Origin of the sequence: Pseudonocardia parietis (genome assembly GCF_017876315.1) — a bacterium.
Classification (GTDB): domain Bacteria; phylum Actinomycetota; class Actinomycetes; order Mycobacteriales; family Pseudonocardiaceae; genus Pseudonocardia; species Pseudonocardia parietis.
In genome coordinates this window covers 260,670-276,539 of the sequence record NZ_JAGINU010000001.1, presented here as the reverse complement: position 1 = coordinate 276,539, position 15,870 = coordinate 260,670, and the positions used below count along the sequence as shown (strand labels likewise).

Sequence of the window (15,870 nt, the reverse complement as noted above, 5' to 3'; positions counted from 1 at the left end):
CTCCGGTGAACATCGCCGCCCTGCTCACCGACGGGATCGCTCGAGCCGGTGCCGGGGTCGCCCTCGTCCAGGGCGCCCGGACGCTGACCTACCCCGAGCTGGGTCGCCGGGTCGGCCGGCTCGCCGCAGGCCTGGCCGGGCTCGGTCTGGAACGCGGTGACCGGGTCCTGCTGCTGATGCCCAACCGCATCGAGCTCGTCGAGGCGCTGTGGGCCGCGTTCCACGGCGGTCTCGTCGCCGTACCGGTCAACTGGCACCTGCACCCCGACGAGGTCGCCTACATCGCCCGGCACAGCGGGGCGTCCGCCGTCATCGTGAGCGACGAGACGGCGGGCGCGACGCGTGGTCTCGCCGACGAGATCCGGGTACTGCGGGTGGGCCGGGCGAACGGATCCGACACCGGGCTCGACTACGAGGACGTCCTCGCCCCGGAGCCGATCCCCGCGGTCGACACCGCGGCCGACGACCCGGCCTGGCTCTTCTACACCTCCGGGACGACCGGGCGCCCGAAGGGCGCGACGCTCACCCACCGCAACCTCGCCGCCATGACGGAGGCCTACCACGGTGACCTCGACGAGGTCGCCGACGGAAGCGTCTACCTGCACGCCGCGCCCCTGACCCACGGCAGCGGGCTGTACCTGCTGCCGTCGATCGCCCGCGGTGCGACCCAGGTCATCGCGCCCGGTCACAGCTTCTCGGCCGCCGAGTTCGTCGGGTTGCTCGAGGAGCACCGGGTCACGCACGCCGCCTTCCTCGCCCCGACGATGCTCAGGCGCGTGGTCGACGAGGCGCGCGATCGGACCTTCCCGGCGCTACGGAGCGTCGTCGTCGGCGGCGCCGCGCTGTACCAGGAGGACCTGCGCGCCGCCCTCGACGTGTTCGGGCCGATCGTGATCCAGATGTACGGGCAGGGCGAGTCCCCGATGACGATCACCGTGATGCCCGCGTCCGAGGCGCTCGACCGTCCCGGGTCGTGCGGGCGCCCGTTCCGCGGGGTCGAGGTGCGTATCGCCGGCCCGAACGGCGAGCCCGTGCCGGAGGGCGGGGACGGTGAGGTCCTCGTCCGCGGTGATGTCGTGATGCGGGGCTACTGGGACGATCCGGATGCGACGGCGGCGACGCTGGCCGGCGGGTGGCTGCACACCGGGGACATCGGCCACCTCGACGCCGGGTACCTGCATCTGACCGACCGGGCCAAGGACGTCGTCATCACCGGCGGGTCGAACGTCTACCCGCGCGAGGTCGAGGAGGTCCTGCTCACCCACCCGGCCGTCCGCGAGGCGGCGGTCGTCGGGGTCCCCGATCCCGAGTGGGGCGAGTCCGTGCGGGCGTTCGTGGTCGTGGACGGCGACCCCGGCGCCGACGAGCTGATCCGGCACTGCCGCGACCGGCTCGCCCCGTTCAAGAAGCCGCGCGAGGTCGTCTTCGTGCCGGAGCTGCCGAAGAACGCCGCCGGCAAGATCCTCAAGCGCGAGCTCCGGCTGCTGTCCGGTTCCTAGGGGCGCTCGGCGCGCGGGAGCTCCACGGTCACCGCTGTGCCCTCGCCGACGACACTGCGGACCTCCAGACGTCCCTGCATCGTCTCGGTCAGTCCGCGGGCCAGCGGCAGCCCCAGGCCGACGCCCTCGTCCGAGACCGCGCCGAGCCGGTCGAACGGGGTGAACAGCCGGTCGAGGTGCTCCGGAGCGATCCCCGGCCCGGTGTCGCGCACGGACACCGTCACCCGGGAGGCCGTCGCGGTCCAGCCGACGACGACCTCGCCGGCACGGCGGTTGTAGCGGATGGCGTTGGCGACCAGGTTGAGCAGCACCTGGCGCAGGCGTCGTTCGTCGGCCAGGGCCTGCACGGGCCCGCGGTGCGGTGCGGTGCGCAGAGCAACCCGTTCCGCGCCGGCGAGCGGCTCGAGCATCGCCAGCACCTCGGCCACGATCTCGGCGACCTCGACCGGGCGCGGGCACAGCGGCAACGCCCCGGCCTCGATGCGTGCGACGTCGAGGACGTCGTCGACCATCGACAGGATGTGCTTGCCCGCGGAGGCGATGTGCTCGAGTGCCGCGCTCCGCCTCGCCGTGTCCAGATCCAGGGTGCCCAGCAGCTCGGTGAACCCGCTGATCGCCTGCAACGGCGTGCGCAGCTCGTGACCGAGTGCGGTGAGGAAGTCCGTCTTGGCCCGGTTGGCGGACTCGGCCGCGCGCCGGGCGAGCTCGGCCTCCTTGCTCTCGGTGAGTGCGCCGAACAGGCGGTCGTGGTCGATCGCGACCGATGCCAGGTGGGACAGCCGCTCGACCAGCCGCTCCTCGCGAGCCGACGGCCGGTGCGGGCGGCCGTGGTAGACGGCGAACGTGCCGGAGATCCCGTCCCGCCCCCGGATCGGGGTGGACCAGCACGACCGCAGCCCGAACCGCTCGGCGAGCGGGCGGTAGCGGGCCCAGCGCGGATCGGTCCTGATGTCCTCCGAGACGACCGCCGTGCCCAGGTACGCGGCGGTGCCGCAGGCGCCGGCATCGGTACCGATCGACAGGCCGTCGATCCCGTGTGAGTAGTCGGGCGGCAGCGAGGGCGCGGCGCCGTGACGCAGGGTCGCCGCCGCCGGGTCGAGCAGCAGCACCGAGCAGCGGCACCCGGGCAGCAGCTCCTCCAGGGTCGTGGTGATGCCGCAGAGGACCCCGCCGAGCGGGGCGCCCGCCGCGATCTGCTCGAGGGTGGAAGTCTGTCTGCTCAGCAGGGCGACGACGTCGGCGTGGTCGAGGCCGAGCTCGTCGGTCGGGGCACTCACGGTTCGAACCGGTACCCGACGCCGCGAACGGTGGCGACCCGGCCCCGGCCGAGCTTGTGCCGCAACCGGTGAACGTGTTCGGTCACCGTCGCGTCGCTCTGCCACCCGGACGAGCTCGACCACACCTGCTCCAGCAGCTGGGCCCGGGTGAACACCTGCCGTGGCCGCGCGACGAGGAAGGCGAGCAGGTCGAACTCCCTGGCCGTCAGCTGCACCGGATGCCCGTCGAGCTCGACGTCGCGGGTCGCCGGGTCGACGCGGAGCCCGGTCGCCGGAACCGGCCGGGGCGCCGTCCCGCCACCGCTGCGGCGCAGCACCGACCGGACCCGCGCCGCGAGCTCACCCGGGGAGAACGGCTTCACCAGGTAGTCGTCCGCGCCGAGATCGAGGCCCGTGATCCGGTCGCCCTCACCGCTGCGTCCCGACAGCACCACGACCGGGAGGGCGTCGCCCGCGTCGCGCAGCCCGCGGAGCAGGTCGAGGCCCCCGATCCCGGGGAGGGAGAGGTCGAGAACCACCAGATCGGGTCGTTGCTCGGCGATGCCCCGGCGGGCCGAGCGGCCGTCGGCGGCCTCGCGGACGACGTATCCCTCGGCCTCCAGCTGCCAGGCCACGACCGTCCGGACCCGCACGTCGTCGTCCACCACGAGCAGCGACGGCGGCGCTCGGCCCGTCGGGGGTCGCGGCGTCGTCGGCATCTCGCACTCCTGCCCGGTGCGGCCACGGTGCCGCAGGTGGCGCCGACCGTACCGCCCGCCGGGCCGGTGGAGGAGCTGCTCAGCCGCCGAGGTCGGTGCTGAGCTCCTTCGCGATCCTGGTCAGGACCGGGACGATGTAGCGCTCGATGTGCCCCGGGCTCGTCCGGCCAGTGGAGCTCGACGACGAGAGCGCGGCGACCACGTGACCCGTGTGGTCGCGGATCGGCGCCGACACCGAGATCAGCCCACGCTCGCGTTCCTCCGAGACCAGCGACCAGCCCTGCCGGCGCACCCGCTCGAGGGCGTCCCGGAACTGGTCGGGGTCGGTGATGGTGTGCGGGGTCAGCGGCTGGAGCCCGGGGTGTTGCAGGTACCGCTCGACGAACTCGCCCGGCGCGGCCGCGAGCAGCACCCGGCCCATGGACGTCGCGTGCGCGGGGACCCGAGTGCCCGCCGTCGCCGTCACGTTGAGCACCCGCTTCGCCGGGACACGGGCCAGGTAGACGACCTCGTCGCCGTCCAGCGCGGACAGCGACGCCGTTTCGTGGGTCTCCTCGACCAGCCGGCCCATGTGCGGCTCGGACACCGACACGATCGCGTTCGAGGTGGCGTAGTGCTGGCCGATGGTCAGCACCCGCGGGGTCAGGCGCCAGTGGCTGCCGCCGGTGGGCTCGACGTAGCCGAGGTGCTGCAGGGTCAGCAGGATCCGCCGCACCGCCGGTCGCGACAGCCCTGTTGCCTTCGCGACCTCGATCAGGCTCGGGTTGCGCCGGTCGGAGTCGAAGGCCAGCAGCACCGCGAACCCGCGCTCGATGCTCTGGATCCGGTCCTTGGGCCCGGCGTCGGCGTCCACATCGTCCACCCGGCCATCCTCCCGCACCCCGGACGGACCCGGCCCCCGGTACGGCGAATTCCGGCTCCGGGGTTGACGGACGCCGAGGGCGCCGTCACTCTTTCTGCATTGCACGTAGAGCGTTCACAATGCACGGAGAACGTGCACGGAGGTGAAATCAATGGCGATCGATCCGAAAGAGCTCCGTCAGTGCCTGGGGCACTTCGCCACCGGAGTCACGGTGATCACCTGCCACGGCGAGGACGGTGTGCCGCACGGCGCCACGGTCAACGCCTTCACGGCGGTGTCGCTGGACCCGCCGCTGGTGCTGGTGTCGCTGGACCGGCGTTCCCGGCTCTGCGGGCTGATCGAGTCGCGGCCGTTCACGGTCAACGTGCTCGAGTCCGAGCAGAAGGAGCTGGCCCTGCACTTCGCGGGCCGGCCGAACCAGGACGTGCGCTGGGCCGCGGACAGCGACTGCGGCGCCCCGCGGCTCGACGGCACGCTCGCGCACATCTCCTGCACGCCGTGGCAGACCTACGACGGCGGCGACCACGTCCTCTACCTGGGCGAGGTCCAGCAGTTCCACATCCACCCCGGCCGCCCGCTGCTGTTCCACTCCGGGCAGTTCCACCACCTGGGCGACGACCACAACCCGCTGCTCTGGGACGGCTCGGCCGACGGGCCGGACGGCGTCTCGTTCTTCACCGCAGGCCGCCGGGTCGCCCGCCCGGCCTGACGGCCCCCACCGGCCGCACACCACTCCCCGCGAGATTCGAAAGACGAAGGAGTCGACGATGACGCTGCAGCAGGACCCCGTGAGCACCCCGACCGACAGCAACGGCCGGGTCACCCGGCCGCTGACCGGTGAGGAGTACATCGAGAGCCTCCGCGACGGTCGCGAGATCTACCTCCACGGGGAGAAGGTCGACGACGTCACCACCCACCCCGCCTTCCGCAACGCGGTGCGGATGACCGCCCGGCTCTACGACGCGCTGCACGACCCGGACAAGCAGGACGTCCTCACGGTCCCGACCGACACCGGCAGCAACGGTTACACCCACCCCTTCTTCCGTGCCCCGCACACGATCGACGACATGAAGAAGGACCAGGCGGCCATCGCCGAGTGGGCCCGGATGACCTACGGGTTCATGGGCCGCAGCCCCGACTACAAGGCCAGCTTCCTGGGCACCCTGGGTGCCAACCCCGACTTCTGGGCTCCGCACTCGGACAACGCGCACCGCTGGTACAAGGAGTCGCAGGAGAAGGTCCTCTACTGGAACCACGCGATCGTCAACCCGCCGGTGGACCGGCACCGTGACCCGGACGACGTCTCCGACGTGTTCATGCACGTCGAGGAGGAGAACGACAAGGGCGTCGTCGTCTCCGGTGCCAAGGTCGTCGCGACCGGTTCGGCGATCACCCACTTCAACTTCCTGGCCCACTACGGCCTGCCGATCAAGAAGCGCGAGTACGCCCTGGTCTGCACCGTGCCGATGGGCGCGCCGGGTATGAAGCTGATCTGCCGCTCGTCGTACTCGAACACGGCCGCGGTGACGGGAACGCCGTTCGACTACCCGCTGTCGAGCCGGCTGGACGAGAACGACACGATCTTCGTCCTGGACAAGGTGCTCATCCCCTGGGAGAACGTCTTCGTCTACGGCGACACCGAGAAGGCCTCGAGCTTCGTGCCCGCCTCGGGCTTCCTGCACCGCTTCACCTTCCAGGGCGTGACCCGGCTCGCGGTCAAGCTGGACTTCATCGCCGGGCTGCTGATGAAGGGCCTCGAGGTCACCGGCACCAAGGACTTCCGTGGCATCCAGACCCGCGTCGGCGAGGTCATCGCCTGGCGCAACATGTTCTGGGGGCTGTCGGACGGAATGGTCGGCAACCCCGAGGAATGGATCAACGGCACCCTGCTGCCCAACCATGAGTACGGGATGGCCTACCGCTGGTTCATGACGGTCGGTTACCCGCGGGTCCGCGAGATCATCATGCAGGACCTGGGCGCCTCGCTGATCTACCTGCCCAGCAGCGCCGCCGACTTCGCCTCCGCCCAGGTGCGGCCCTACCTCGACAAGTACGTGCGTGGCTCGAACGGCTACGACGCCGTGGACCGGGTGAAGCTCATGAAGCTGATCTGGGACTCCATCGGCAGCGAGTTCGGCAGCCGGCACGAGCTCTACGAGCGCAACTACGCGGGCAACCACGAGGGCGTGCGGACCGAGATGCTGGTGGACGCCCAGCAGTCCGGTGCCGCCGACGCGATGAAGGGTCTCGCCGACCAGTGCCTGGCGGAGTACGACCTCAAGGGCTGGACCGTCCCGGATCTGATCAACAACGACGACGTGTCGGTCCTCGGCCGTCGCTGATCGCCCTCTCGTTCACCTCCCGTCGTTGACATACCCAGGGAACACACCATGACCACCACACAGCCATCACCCACCGCTGCGGGCTCCGGCAGCTCGGCCACCGAGGCGTTCCGGGCCACCCGTTCCACTGCGTCCACCGCGCAGACGGTCCCGCCGGAGCGGGTCTCCGCGGTCGTCTCGTCCCTGCTGGCCGGGATCCACCGGACCATCCGGTCCGAGTCGGTGACCTACGACGAGTTCCAGGCCGCCAAGCAGTACCTGATCGAGGTCGGGGAGGGCGGCGAGTGGCCGCTGCTGCTCGACGTGTTCGTCGAGCACGTGGTCGAGGACGTCGCGTCCCGGGACCAGAACTGCACCAAGGGCTCCATCCTCGGCCCGTACTACCTGCCGGGCCAGGCCCGGCTCGACTCGCCGGCGACGTTGCCGGCGCGCCCGGACGAGCGGGGCACCACGCTGGTGTTCTCCGGCCAGGTCCGCGACACCCTGGGCAACCCGCTGCCCGGTGCCGCCGTCGACATCTGGCAGGCCGACGAGCAGGGCTACTACTCCGGGTTCGCCCCGCACGTCCCGGACGGCAACCTGCGCGCCGTGGTCGTCGCCGACCGCGAGGGCCGATTCGAGATCCGCACGGTCGAGCCCGCGCCGTACCAGATCCCGACCGACGGCCCGACCGGGACGCTGATCGAGGCCGCGGGCTGGCACCCGTGGCGGCCGGCGCACCTGCACCTGCTGGTCAGCGCGTCGGGCATGCGTCCCATCACCACGCAGCTGTACTTCCGCGGTGGCGAGTGGCTCGACAGCGACGTCGCCACGGCGACCAAGCCCGAGCTGATCCTCGACCCGGTCGACGCCGGCGACGGGACGCACGCGGTCGAGTACGACTTCGTGCTCGAGCGCGCGTGAGAGCGGGCGCCGGGGCCGGTGGATGCGCTCCCGGTCCCGGCGCCTCCCACGCCTGCCCCTTCGGAACGGAGAACCCTGATGAGCGAGATGCGGATCGACCGGGTCGAGACCGTGATCGTCGACATCCCGCTGCGCCGTGCCCACCGGTTCGCCCGCGCCGGCATGAGTGCCCAGCCGGTGCTCTACGTCTTCGTCCGCACCGCCGGTGGGGTCACCGGCGTCGGTGAGGGCGTGGTCCCCGGCGGGCCGTGGTGGGGCGGCGAGTCCGTCGAGACCATGCAGCTGATCGTCGAGCGCTACCTCGCGCCGGTCCTGCTCGGCCGCCGGGTCGACGAGATCCCTGCCCTGCTCGGCGACATGACCGACGTGGTCGCCGCGAACCTGTTCGCGAAGACCGCGGTCGAGGTGGCCCTGCACGACGCGTGGGCGCGGCATCTCGGCGTCCCGGTGCACACCCTGCTCGGCGGCCCGGCCCGGACCAGCGTGCCGGTCACCTGGGCGCTGGGCACCGAGTCCGCCGGGACCGTCGTCGAGGAGGCGCTGGCCAAGCTCGACACCGGGCTGCACACCTCCTTCAAGCTGAAGATGGGCGCCCAGGCCCCGGCCGACGACGTCGACCGGATCGTCACGGTCACCGAGAAGCTGGCCGGTGTCGCCGGGGTGCGGGTCGACATCAACGCCCGGTGGGACCGGCTGACCTCGCTGACCCACCTTCCCGCGCTCGCCGAGGCCGGCGTCGAGATGATCGAACAGCCGGTGCCCGGCCACGACCTGGACGCGATGGCCGCGATCAGCGCCGCCCTGTCGATCCCGGTGATGGCCGACGAGAGCCTGCGCACCCCGGCCGACGCGCTGCGGCTGGTGAGCTCCCGGGCCGCCGGGATCTTCGCGGTCAAGACCACCAAGTCCGGCGGTCTGCGGGCGAGCCGGGCGATCGCCGAGGTCGCCGCCGCGGCCGGTGTCCCGTGCTATGCGGCGACGTCGATCGAGAGCCCGGTCGGGACGGCCGCCTCGCTGCACGCCGCCTGCACCAGCCCGGCGTCCGGCTGGGGGAGCGAGCTGTTCGGCCCGCTGCTCCTGGCCGAGGAGATGCTCGTCGACCCGCTCGTCTACGACGCCGACGGTCTGCACCTGCCCGACGGCCCCGGCCTCGGCGTCGAGCTCGATCCCGCCCAGATCCGCGCGTTCCGGAGGAAGTGACCATGCTGTTCCACGTCCGGATGGATGTCGCCATCCCGCACGACCTCGACCCCGAGCGGCGTACCGCGATCGTCACCGAGGAGAAGGCCCGCGCGCTGGAGCTGCAGCGTTCCGGCGTGTGGCCGCACCTGTGGCGGGTCGTCGGCGAGTACTCCAACATCAGCATCTTCGACGTCGGTTCCGGCGACGAGCTGCACGCGCTGCTGTCGTCGCTGCCGCTGTTCCCGTACATGACGGTCAGGGTCACCCCGCTGGCCACGCATCCGTCGGATCTGCAGGCACAGTCGTGACCGCAGCCCTGGAATCGGCACCGCGGCCGGCGCCGGTGCGGACCCCGCTCTGGTACGGGCTCGGGGAGGTGCCCGCCGACCTCGGTCCGTGCGTGCTGACGATCGGCGTGTTCGACGGCCTGCACCGCGGGCACCGGCGGCTGCTCGACCACGCCCGCAGCGTCGCCGACGCCCGCGGCCTGCCCCTGGTGCTGGTCACCTTCGACCCGCACCCGGCCCGGGTGCTCGGGACCGGCAAGGACACCGCCACCCTGAGCACGATAGGGCACCGGGCCGAGCTCGCCGGTGGCGCCGGGGCGGACGCGGTGTGCGTGCTGCGCTTCACCCGCGACCTGGCCGGACTGAGCCCGGACGAGTTCGCCCGGCACGTGCTGGCCGGTGTGCTCGGCGCCCGCGCCGTGGTGGTCGGTGCCAACTTCAGCTTCGGGGCGAAGGCCGCGGGCGACGTCGTGACGTTGCAGCGGCTCGGCACCGGCCTGGGTTTCACCACGCACCCGGTGCCGCTGCTCCGCGCGGTGGACGTCCCGTGTTCGTCCAGCTATACACGGCACTGCCTGCGTGCCGGGGACCTGGCCGCCGCCACACGGGCACTCGGCCGCCCGCACCGGGTGGACGGGTACCGCAGCGGCGACCTGGTGGAGCTCGACCCGCACACCGCACTGCCGCCGGTCGGCCACTACCGCGCCACGGTGAACGGCGACGCCTGCGTCGTGGAGGTGAACGGCCCGGGCTCCCTGCGGGTCGACACCGGCGCGACCGGCGACGGCCCGGTCGCGGTGGCGTTCCACGCCCGGGCGGAGGGAGAGCGATGAGCGACCTGGAGCAGCGGATCGCGCGGCTGGAGGCACTCGAGGCCATCCGCGACCTGGACGCCCGGTACTGCCGGGCCCTCGACGACGGCGACTGGGACACCCTGGTCTCGCTGTTCACCGACGACGGCGAGTTCGTCGGCCTGTCCACCGCCCGCGGCCCCGCCGGGCTGCGCACCTTCTTCGCCGGTCTCGCCGCGGGCGGGCTCACCGCATTCTGGCACCACGTGACGAACCTCGAGATCACCCTCGACGGCCCGGACAGCGCCCGGGCCCGGTCGTTCCTGTGGCAGCCCTGCGTGCAGGACGGCGTGCCGCACATCGCCGCCGGGCGCTACATCGACGCGCTGCGGCGGGTCGACGGGGCCTGGAGATTCACCACCAAGCAGGTCGCGTTCGACTACTTCGTCCCGCTCACCGACGGCTGGGACCACGGTCGCTTCACCGTCGCCTCGGCCGCCGCCACCTACCCCGGAAGGCCCTTCGCATGACCGCAGGCACCGCACTGCACCACCGGATCGACGGTCCGGACGGCGCACCCGTCGTCGTGCTCGGCCCGTCTCTGGGCACCGACCTGCACCTGTTCGACGCCCAGGTCGCCACGCTCGCCGACCGCTACCGGGTCGTCCGCTACGACCTGCCCGGCCACGGCGGCACCCCGGTCACCGACGGGCCGTACACGATGGCCGGTCTCGCCGAGGCCGTCGTCGCGCTGCTGGACCGGCTCGGCATCGACCGCGTGCACTACGCCGGTGTGTCGATCGGCGGCGCGATCGGCCAGCAGCTCGCCCTCGACCACCCCGAGCGCGTGCTGAGCCTGACCGCGATCGCGTCCGCGGCCCGCTTCGCCGACCCGGACAGCTGGCCGCAGCGTGCCGCGGGCGTCCGGGAGAACGGCACCGAGTCCATGGTCGCCAGCCGCCCCGGGGTCTGGTACGTGCAGTCGTTCGCCGGCACCGAGGAGGCGGCACGGCTGCTGGGGATGCTGCGCGCCACCGCGGCCGAGGGCTACGCCGGATGCTGTGAGGCGATCTCCACGTTCGACGTGCGGGAACGGCTCGCCGACCTGCGGGTACCGGTGCTGGCGATCGCCGGTGCCGACGACCCGGCGACCCCGCCGGAGATGGTCCGGGAGATCGCCGACCGCGCACCGGACGGCCGCTTCGAGGTCGTCGCCTGCTCTGCGCACCTGCTCAACACCGAGAAGCCGGTGCAGGTCACCGGCCTGCTGGCCGAGCACATCGCGTCGGTCGGCGCCGGCAGGAGCTGAGGTCGCGGCGGACCGCCTTGCTGCTCGAGCCCGGGAGCCGGCGCATGAGCGCGGCCGCCGGTGCCGTGCCGTCGGTGCCGCGCCGCCCGTGTCGCGCCGCTGGTACCGCGCCGCTGGTACCGCGCCGTCGGTGCCGGGCTGCTGGTGTCGTGCCGCCGGTACCGAGCCGTCGGTGCTGGGCTGCTGGTGTCACGCCGCCGGTGCCGCGCCGCCCGTGTCGCGCCGCTGGTGTCGTGCTGTCGGTGCCGCGCCGCTGGTGTCGCGCCGCTGGTGTCGCGCCGTCGGTGCCGCGTCGGCGGTGCCGCGCTGCCGGTACCGGATCCGCAGGCGGCCCCACTCTCGCCGAGATGCAGCTCAGTGCACGAGAGAGGTCAACAATTCGCCCTCGGCTGCATCTCGGCGAGTGGAGTCGCCATGATCACCGGTTGTGGAGTGCTGTGTACGGCACGCGTACGCAGCACTCCACAACCGGCGATCACCGAGCAGCCGGCGCGCGCCGACCGCGGCGGAGAGCCACTCGCGCGGCGCGCATGAGCGGGCGGCCGGCTTCGCGCACATCGCGGCGGCCCGGGCCCTCCACGCCGGCCGCAGCAGCCCGCGGCGAGCCCTGCTCCGCGCCGCAGCCCGAGGCTCCGCGCCGCGGCGCAAGGCTCCGCGCCGCAGCCGGTGCCGAGCCTGCTCCGCGCCGAGCCCGCTCCGCGCACAGGCCGCGCCGCGCACAGCCTGCGCCGCGCACAGCCCGCTCCGCGCACAGCCCGCGCCGCGCACAACCCGCGCCCCGCACAGCCTGCGCCGCGCACAACCCGCGCGAGCCACCGGTGTTCGCAGAGCGAACGCTTGTACGTTTCTCGAACACTGCGGTACAGTGTGGGTCGACGGAGGTGTGTGTTGATGGACAAGGTGGTGGCATCCGCCGCGGAGGCGGTCGCCGATATCGGTGACGGTGCGTCGCTGGCGGTCGGTGGGTTCGGGATGTCCGGGGTGCCGACGGTGTTGATCGCGGTGTTGCTCGAGCAGGGCGCGACGAGCCTGGAGACGATCTCGAACAACCTGGGTGTGGACGGGTTCGGGCTGGGCACGTTGTTGGCGGCGGGGCGGATCCGGCGCACGATCGGCTCCTATGTCGGCAACAACAAGGAGTTCGCCCGCCAGTACCTGGCCGGGGAGATCGAGTTGGAGCTGACCCCGCAGGGCACCCTGGCCGAGCGGTTGCGGGCCGGGGGTGCGGGGATCGCGGCGTTCTACACCCCGGCCGGGGTCGGGACGCTGGTCGCCGAGGGCGGGCTGCCGTGGCGCCATCACCCGGACGGGTCGGTGGCGGTGGCGTCCCCGGCCAAGGAGGTCCGCGAGTTCGCCGGCGCCTCGTATGTGCTCGAGCAGGCACTGGTGCCGGACTTCGGGCTGGTGCACGCCTGGAAGGGCGACCGGCACGGCAACCTCGTCTACCGGCGCTCGGCGCGCAACTTCAACCCCGATGCCGCCGCGGCCGGCAAGGTCACGATCGCGCAGGTCGAGCACCTGGTCGAGCCCGGCGAGATCGACCCGGACCACGTACACACCCCCGGCATCCACGTCGAACGCGTGGTGCACGTGCCCGAGGTGGAGAAGCCGGTCGAGTTCAGGACGGTGCGCTGACATGGCTCTCACACGTGAACAGATGGCCGCCCGGGTCGCCGACGAGCTGCCCGACGGTTCCTATGTCAACCTCGGGATCGGGATGCCGACCCTGGTCCCCGGCTACATCCCGGCCGGGCGCACGGTGGTGCTGCACTCGGAGAACGGCATCCTCGGCGTCGGCCCCTACCCGGGCGACGACGAGGTCGACCCCGACCTGATCAACGCCGGGAAGGAGACCGTCACGGTCAACGACGGCGCCGCCTACTTCGGATCGTCGGACTCCTTCGGCCAGATCCGCGCCGGCAAGCTCGACGTCGCGGTACTGGGCGGGATGGAGGTCGCCGCGAACGGCGACCTGGCGAACTGGGCCGTCCCCGGCAAGATGATCAAGGGGATGGGTGGGGCGATGGACCTGGTACACGGTGCGAAACGGGTCATCGTGATGATGGATCATGTGGCCAGGGACGGCTCGGCGAAGATCGTCGAACGCTGCTCCCTGCCGATCACCGGTCTGGGTTGCGTGACCCGGATCGTGACGGACCTGGCCGTGATCGACGTGACCGGGGACGGCCTCGTACTGGTCGAGACCGCCCCCGGCGTCACCGCGGACGAGGTCCGCGAGAAGACCGCCGCCCGGTTGCTCGGGCGCCGAGACGAGGAGGCCGTCCGTGCGTGACGCCGTCATCTGTGAGCCGTTGCGGACCCCGGTGGGTGGGTTCGGGGGAAGCCTGCGTGACGTGCCGGCGCACACGCTGGCTGCGACGGTGATCCGGGCGGTGGTCGACCGCACCGGTCTGGATCCGTCCGTGGTGGAGGATGTGGTGCTGGGTCACTGCTATCCGACGATGGATGCCCCGGCGATCGGGCGGGTCGCGGCGCTGGACGCGGGGTTGCCGGTGAGTGTGAACGGTATCCAGCTCGACCGTCGCTGTGGTTCGGGTTTGCAGGCGGTGTTGTATGCGGCGATGCAGGTCCAGACCGGCGCCTCGGAGGTGGTGCTGGCGGGTGGGGCGGAGTCGATGTCGTCGGCGTCGTTCTATTCGACGAGCATGCGCTGGGGTGTGAAGGGTGGCGGGGTGATGCTGAACGACTCGCTGGCTCGCGGCCGGGTCACCGCCGGGGGTAAGGATCATCCGGTGCCGGGTGGGATGTTGGAGACCGCGGAGAACCTGCGTCGCGAGTATGCGATTCCGCGTGCGGAGCAGGACGAGTTCGCGGTCCGTTCGCATCAGCGGGCTGCGGCGGCGCAGCAGGCGGGGAAGTTCGCCGACGAGCTGGTGCCGGTGACGGTGCCGGGCCGTAAGGGCGACACGGTCGTGGATGCGGATGAGCACATCCGTCCGGATTCGAATGTGGAGAAGCTGTCGACGCTGCGCCCGATCCTGGGCAAGGGCGACGATCAGGCCACGGTGACCGCGGGGAACGCGTCGGGGCAGAACGATGGTGCGTCGATCTGTGTGGTGACCAGCCCGGAGAAGGCAGCGGAGCTGGGGCTGCGGCCCCTGGCCCGGGTCGTGTCCTGGGGCTTGGGTGGGGTGCCGCCGAAGACCATGGGCATCGGCCCCGTCCCGGCGACGGCCAAGGCTCTCGATGCGGCCGGCCTCAGCCTCGCCGACATCGATCTGATCGAGTTGAACGAGGCGTTCGCGGCGCAGGTGCTGGCGTGTACGCGGGAGTGGAAGTTCTCCGAGGCTGATTTCGAGCGGATGAACGTCAACGGTTCGGGGATCTCGCTGGGGCACCCGGTGGGTGCGACGGGTGGCCGGATCCTGGCGACGTTGACGCGGGAGATGGCGCGTCGGGATGCCCGGTACGGGTTGGAGACGATGTGCATCGGTGGCGGGCAGGGCCTGGCCGCGATCTTCGAGAAGGCCTGATGGCCCGGCCCCTGGACGGCCTGCGGGTCGTCGAGTGCGCCAGCTTCGTCGCCGGCCCCACCGGCGGCATGACCCTGGCCCAGCTGGGCGCGTCGGTCGTGCGGATCGACCCGCTCGGCGGCGGGCCCGACCACGGGCGCTGGCCGGCCGCGCACGACGGCACCGGTGACTCCTACTACTGGGCGTCGCTGAACAAGGCCAAGCAGTCGATCACCGTGGACATGCGCTCCGACGAGGGCCGCGAGCTGGTCGTGGCGCTGGCCACCGCCCCCGGTGACGACCGCGGAGTGCTGGTCGACAACGTCGTCGGGCGCCGGTGGATGGCCAACGACGTCCTCGTCGCTCGGCGCTCCGACCTGATCCACGTCCGCGTGCAGGGCTACCCCGACGGGCGCCCTGCGGTGGACTACACGGTCAACGCCGAGGTCGGCATCCCCGGCATCACCGGCAGCGAGGAGGGCGCGACCCCGGTCAACCACGTGCTGCCGGCCTGGGACCTGGTCACCGGGCTGAGCGTGTCGACCGCGGTGCTGGCCGCGCTCTACGAGCGCTCGCGCACCGGGCGTGGGGTGTACTCCGAGATCGCGCTGTCCGACGTCGCGCTGGCCGGGGTGGCGAACCTGGGCTGGCTGTCGGAGGCCGAGGAGCTCGGGCGCGAACGCCCCCGGCACGGCAACCACGTCTACGGCAGCTTCGGGGTCGACTTCGCCTGTTCCGACGGGAACCGGGTGATGGTCGTCGCGCTGACCCCCGGGCAGTGGAGCGCGCTGGTGTCGGTCACCGGGACCGGTGCGGTGTTCGCCGCGCTGGAACAGGCCCTCGACGCCGACCTGACCGACGAGACCGAGCGCTACCGGCTGCGCGACACGATCGCCGCGGTCCTCAAGCCGTGGTTCGCGGCCCGGGACTCGAAGACCGTCGAGGACGAGCTCAACCGGGCCCGCGTGCTGTGGGGCCGCTACCAGGGGATGACCGACGTCGTGGCCGCGCACCGGTCCGGGCAGCACGCGTTGCTGGCCGACCTGCCGCTGCCCGGCGGCGCCACCGCGATCACCGCCCGTTCCCCGCTGCGCTGGAACGGTGAGCACGGCGACGCCGGGGTGGCACCGCAGCTCGGCGCGGACACCGACCAGGTCCTGTCCGAGGTCCTCGGCCTGGGCGATGCCGAGATCGGTGCCCTGCACGACCGGCACGTGGTCGGCGGGAACCGGTGACGAGGAACGGGC

At 72.2% G+C, this 15,870-nt stretch carries 16 protein-coding genes; 13 read left to right on the top strand and 3 right to left on the bottom strand.

Going from position 1 to position 15,870, the window contains the following annotated elements; all coding sequences use genetic code 11:
* The first annotated feature begins 5 nt into the window (after nucleotides 1–5).
* Nucleotides 6–1,499: a class I adenylate-forming enzyme family protein gene (locus tag JOF36_RS01335; protein ID WP_210024605.1), complete on the top strand. Its 1,494-nt coding sequence runs from the start codon at nucleotides 6–8 to the stop codon at nucleotides 1,497–1,499.
* On the opposite strand, the gene JOF36_RS01330 is transcribed toward JOF36_RS01335, so the two are convergent.
* From JOF36_RS01330 to JOF36_RS01320, 3 genes are all read right to left on the bottom strand, one after another.
* A complete protein-coding gene (locus tag JOF36_RS01330) occupies nucleotides 1,496–2,776 on the bottom strand; it encodes a GAF domain-containing sensor histidine kinase (RefSeq protein ID WP_210024604.1) in 1,281 nt (426 codons plus the stop codon). The genes JOF36_RS01335 and JOF36_RS01330 overlap by 4 nt on opposite strands.
* On the bottom strand, nucleotides 2,773–3,474 hold the full coding sequence (locus JOF36_RS01325; RefSeq protein ID WP_210024603.1) for a response regulator transcription factor: 702 nt from the start codon (nucleotides 3,472–3,474) through the stop codon (nucleotides 2,773–2,775). Before JOF36_RS01325 ends, JOF36_RS01330 begins: the two co-directional genes overlap by 4 nt.
* Before the next feature lie 79 nt (nucleotides 3,475–3,553).
* Nucleotides 3,554–4,336, bottom strand: a complete 783-nt coding sequence (locus tag JOF36_RS01320; RefSeq protein WP_307862163.1) for an IclR family transcriptional regulator domain-containing protein — start codon at nucleotides 4,334–4,336, stop codon at nucleotides 3,554–3,556.
* A gap of 151 nt (nucleotides 4,337–4,487) precedes the next feature.
* On the opposite strand from JOF36_RS01320, the gene JOF36_RS01315 reads away from it, so the two are divergent.
* The 12 genes from JOF36_RS01315 to JOF36_RS01260 all read left to right on the top strand — a co-directional run bounded on the left by JOF36_RS01315 (nucleotide 4,488) and on the right by JOF36_RS01260 (nucleotide 15,858).
* Entirely contained in the window at nucleotides 4,488–5,045 is a 558-nt protein-coding gene (locus JOF36_RS01315) for a flavin reductase family protein (RefSeq protein WP_210024602.1), read from the top strand.
* A 58-nt stretch (nucleotides 5,046–5,103) separates the two neighbouring features.
* The gene (locus JOF36_RS01310) at nucleotides 5,104–6,678 is read left to right on the top strand and encodes a 4-hydroxyphenylacetate 3-hydroxylase N-terminal domain-containing protein (protein WP_210024601.1); all 1,575 of its coding nucleotides are present in this window, start codon (nucleotides 5,104–5,106) and stop codon (nucleotides 6,676–6,678) included.
* 48 nt (nucleotides 6,679–6,726) lie between these two features.
* Complete coding sequence (locus JOF36_RS01305) at nucleotides 6,727–7,581, top strand: dioxygenase family protein (RefSeq protein ID WP_210024600.1); 855 nt, start codon at nucleotides 6,727–6,729, stop codon at nucleotides 7,579–7,581.
* A 78-nt stretch (nucleotides 7,582–7,659) separates the two neighbouring features.
* Nucleotides 7,660–8,781 (top strand): muconate/chloromuconate family cycloisomerase, encoded by a 1,122-nt coding sequence (locus tag JOF36_RS01300; protein WP_210024599.1) that lies wholly within the window; start codon nucleotides 7,660–7,662, stop codon nucleotides 8,779–8,781.
* A 2-nt stretch (nucleotides 8,782–8,783) separates the two neighbouring features.
* A complete protein-coding gene (gene catC / locus JOF36_RS01295; protein WP_210024598.1) occupies nucleotides 8,784–9,071 on the top strand; it encodes a muconolactone Delta-isomerase in 288 nt (95 codons plus the stop codon).
* Entirely contained in the window at nucleotides 9,068–9,883 is an 816-nt protein-coding gene (locus JOF36_RS01290) for an adenylyltransferase/cytidyltransferase family protein (RefSeq protein ID WP_307862162.1), read from the top strand. Before catC ends, JOF36_RS01290 begins: the two co-directional genes overlap by 4 nt.
* The gene (locus JOF36_RS01285; RefSeq protein ID WP_210024597.1) at nucleotides 9,880–10,371 is read left to right on the top strand and encodes a nuclear transport factor 2 family protein; all 492 of its coding nucleotides are present in this window, start codon (nucleotides 9,880–9,882) and stop codon (nucleotides 10,369–10,371) included. The genes JOF36_RS01290 and JOF36_RS01285 overlap by 4 nt, the downstream gene beginning before the upstream one ends.
* On the top strand, nucleotides 10,368–11,150 hold the full coding sequence (gene pcaD, locus JOF36_RS01280) for a 3-oxoadipate enol-lactonase (protein WP_210024596.1): 783 nt from the start codon (nucleotides 10,368–10,370) through the stop codon (nucleotides 11,148–11,150). The genes JOF36_RS01285 and pcaD overlap by 4 nt, the downstream gene beginning before the upstream one ends.
* A gap of 891 nt (nucleotides 11,151–12,041) precedes the next feature.
* A complete protein-coding gene (locus JOF36_RS01275) occupies nucleotides 12,042–12,785 on the top strand; it encodes a CoA transferase subunit A (RefSeq protein ID WP_210024595.1) in 744 nt (247 codons plus the stop codon).
* A gap of 1 nt (nucleotide 12,786) precedes the next feature.
* Nucleotides 12,787–13,443 carry a 3-oxoacid CoA-transferase subunit B gene (locus JOF36_RS01270; protein ID WP_210024594.1) on the top strand — a complete coding sequence of 219 codons (657 nt, stop codon included), beginning with the start codon at nucleotides 12,787–12,789 and terminating at the stop codon, nucleotides 13,441–13,443.
* Nucleotides 13,436–14,644 (top strand): acetyl-CoA C-acetyltransferase, encoded by a 1,209-nt coding sequence (locus JOF36_RS01265; protein ID WP_210024593.1) that lies wholly within the window; start codon nucleotides 13,436–13,438, stop codon nucleotides 14,642–14,644. The genes JOF36_RS01270 and JOF36_RS01265 overlap by 8 nt, the downstream gene beginning before the upstream one ends.
* Nucleotides 14,644–15,858: a CoA transferase gene (locus JOF36_RS01260; protein ID WP_210024592.1), complete on the top strand. Its 1,215-nt coding sequence runs from the start codon at nucleotides 14,644–14,646 to the stop codon at nucleotides 15,856–15,858. The genes JOF36_RS01265 and JOF36_RS01260 overlap by 1 nt, the downstream gene beginning before the upstream one ends.
* Nucleotides 15,859–15,870 lie beyond the last annotated feature (12 nt).

Coding starts and splice junctions, on each gene's coding strand:
- JOF36_RS01325 (WP_210024603.1), bottom strand. CDS start 3,474: ATGCCGACGACGCCGCGACCCCCGACGGGCCGAGCGCCGCCGTCGCTG.
- JOF36_RS01285 (WP_210024597.1), top strand. CDS start 9,880: ATGAGCGACCTGGAGCAGCGGATCGCGCGGCTGGAGGCACTCGAGGCC.
- JOF36_RS01310 (WP_210024601.1), top strand. CDS start 5,104: ATGACGCTGCAGCAGGACCCCGTGAGCACCCCGACCGACAGCAACGGC.
- JOF36_RS01270 (WP_210024594.1), top strand. CDS start 12,787: ATGGCTCTCACACGTGAACAGATGGCCGCCCGGGTCGCCGACGAGCTG.
- catC (WP_210024598.1), top strand. CDS start 8,784: ATGCTGTTCCACGTCCGGATGGATGTCGCCATCCCGCACGACCTCGAC.
- JOF36_RS01275 (WP_210024595.1), top strand. CDS start 12,042: ATGGACAAGGTGGTGGCATCCGCCGCGGAGGCGGTCGCCGATATCGGT.
- pcaD (WP_210024596.1), top strand. CDS start 10,368: ATGACCGCAGGCACCGCACTGCACCACCGGATCGACGGTCCGGACGGC.
- JOF36_RS01300 (WP_210024599.1), top strand. CDS start 7,660: ATGAGCGAGATGCGGATCGACCGGGTCGAGACCGTGATCGTCGACATC.
- JOF36_RS01305 (WP_210024600.1), top strand. CDS start 6,727: ATGACCACCACACAGCCATCACCCACCGCTGCGGGCTCCGGCAGCTCG.
- JOF36_RS01260 (WP_210024592.1), top strand. CDS start 14,644: ATGGCCCGGCCCCTGGACGGCCTGCGGGTCGTCGAGTGCGCCAGCTTC.
- JOF36_RS01315 (WP_210024602.1), top strand. CDS start 4,488: ATGGCGATCGATCCGAAAGAGCTCCGTCAGTGCCTGGGGCACTTCGCC.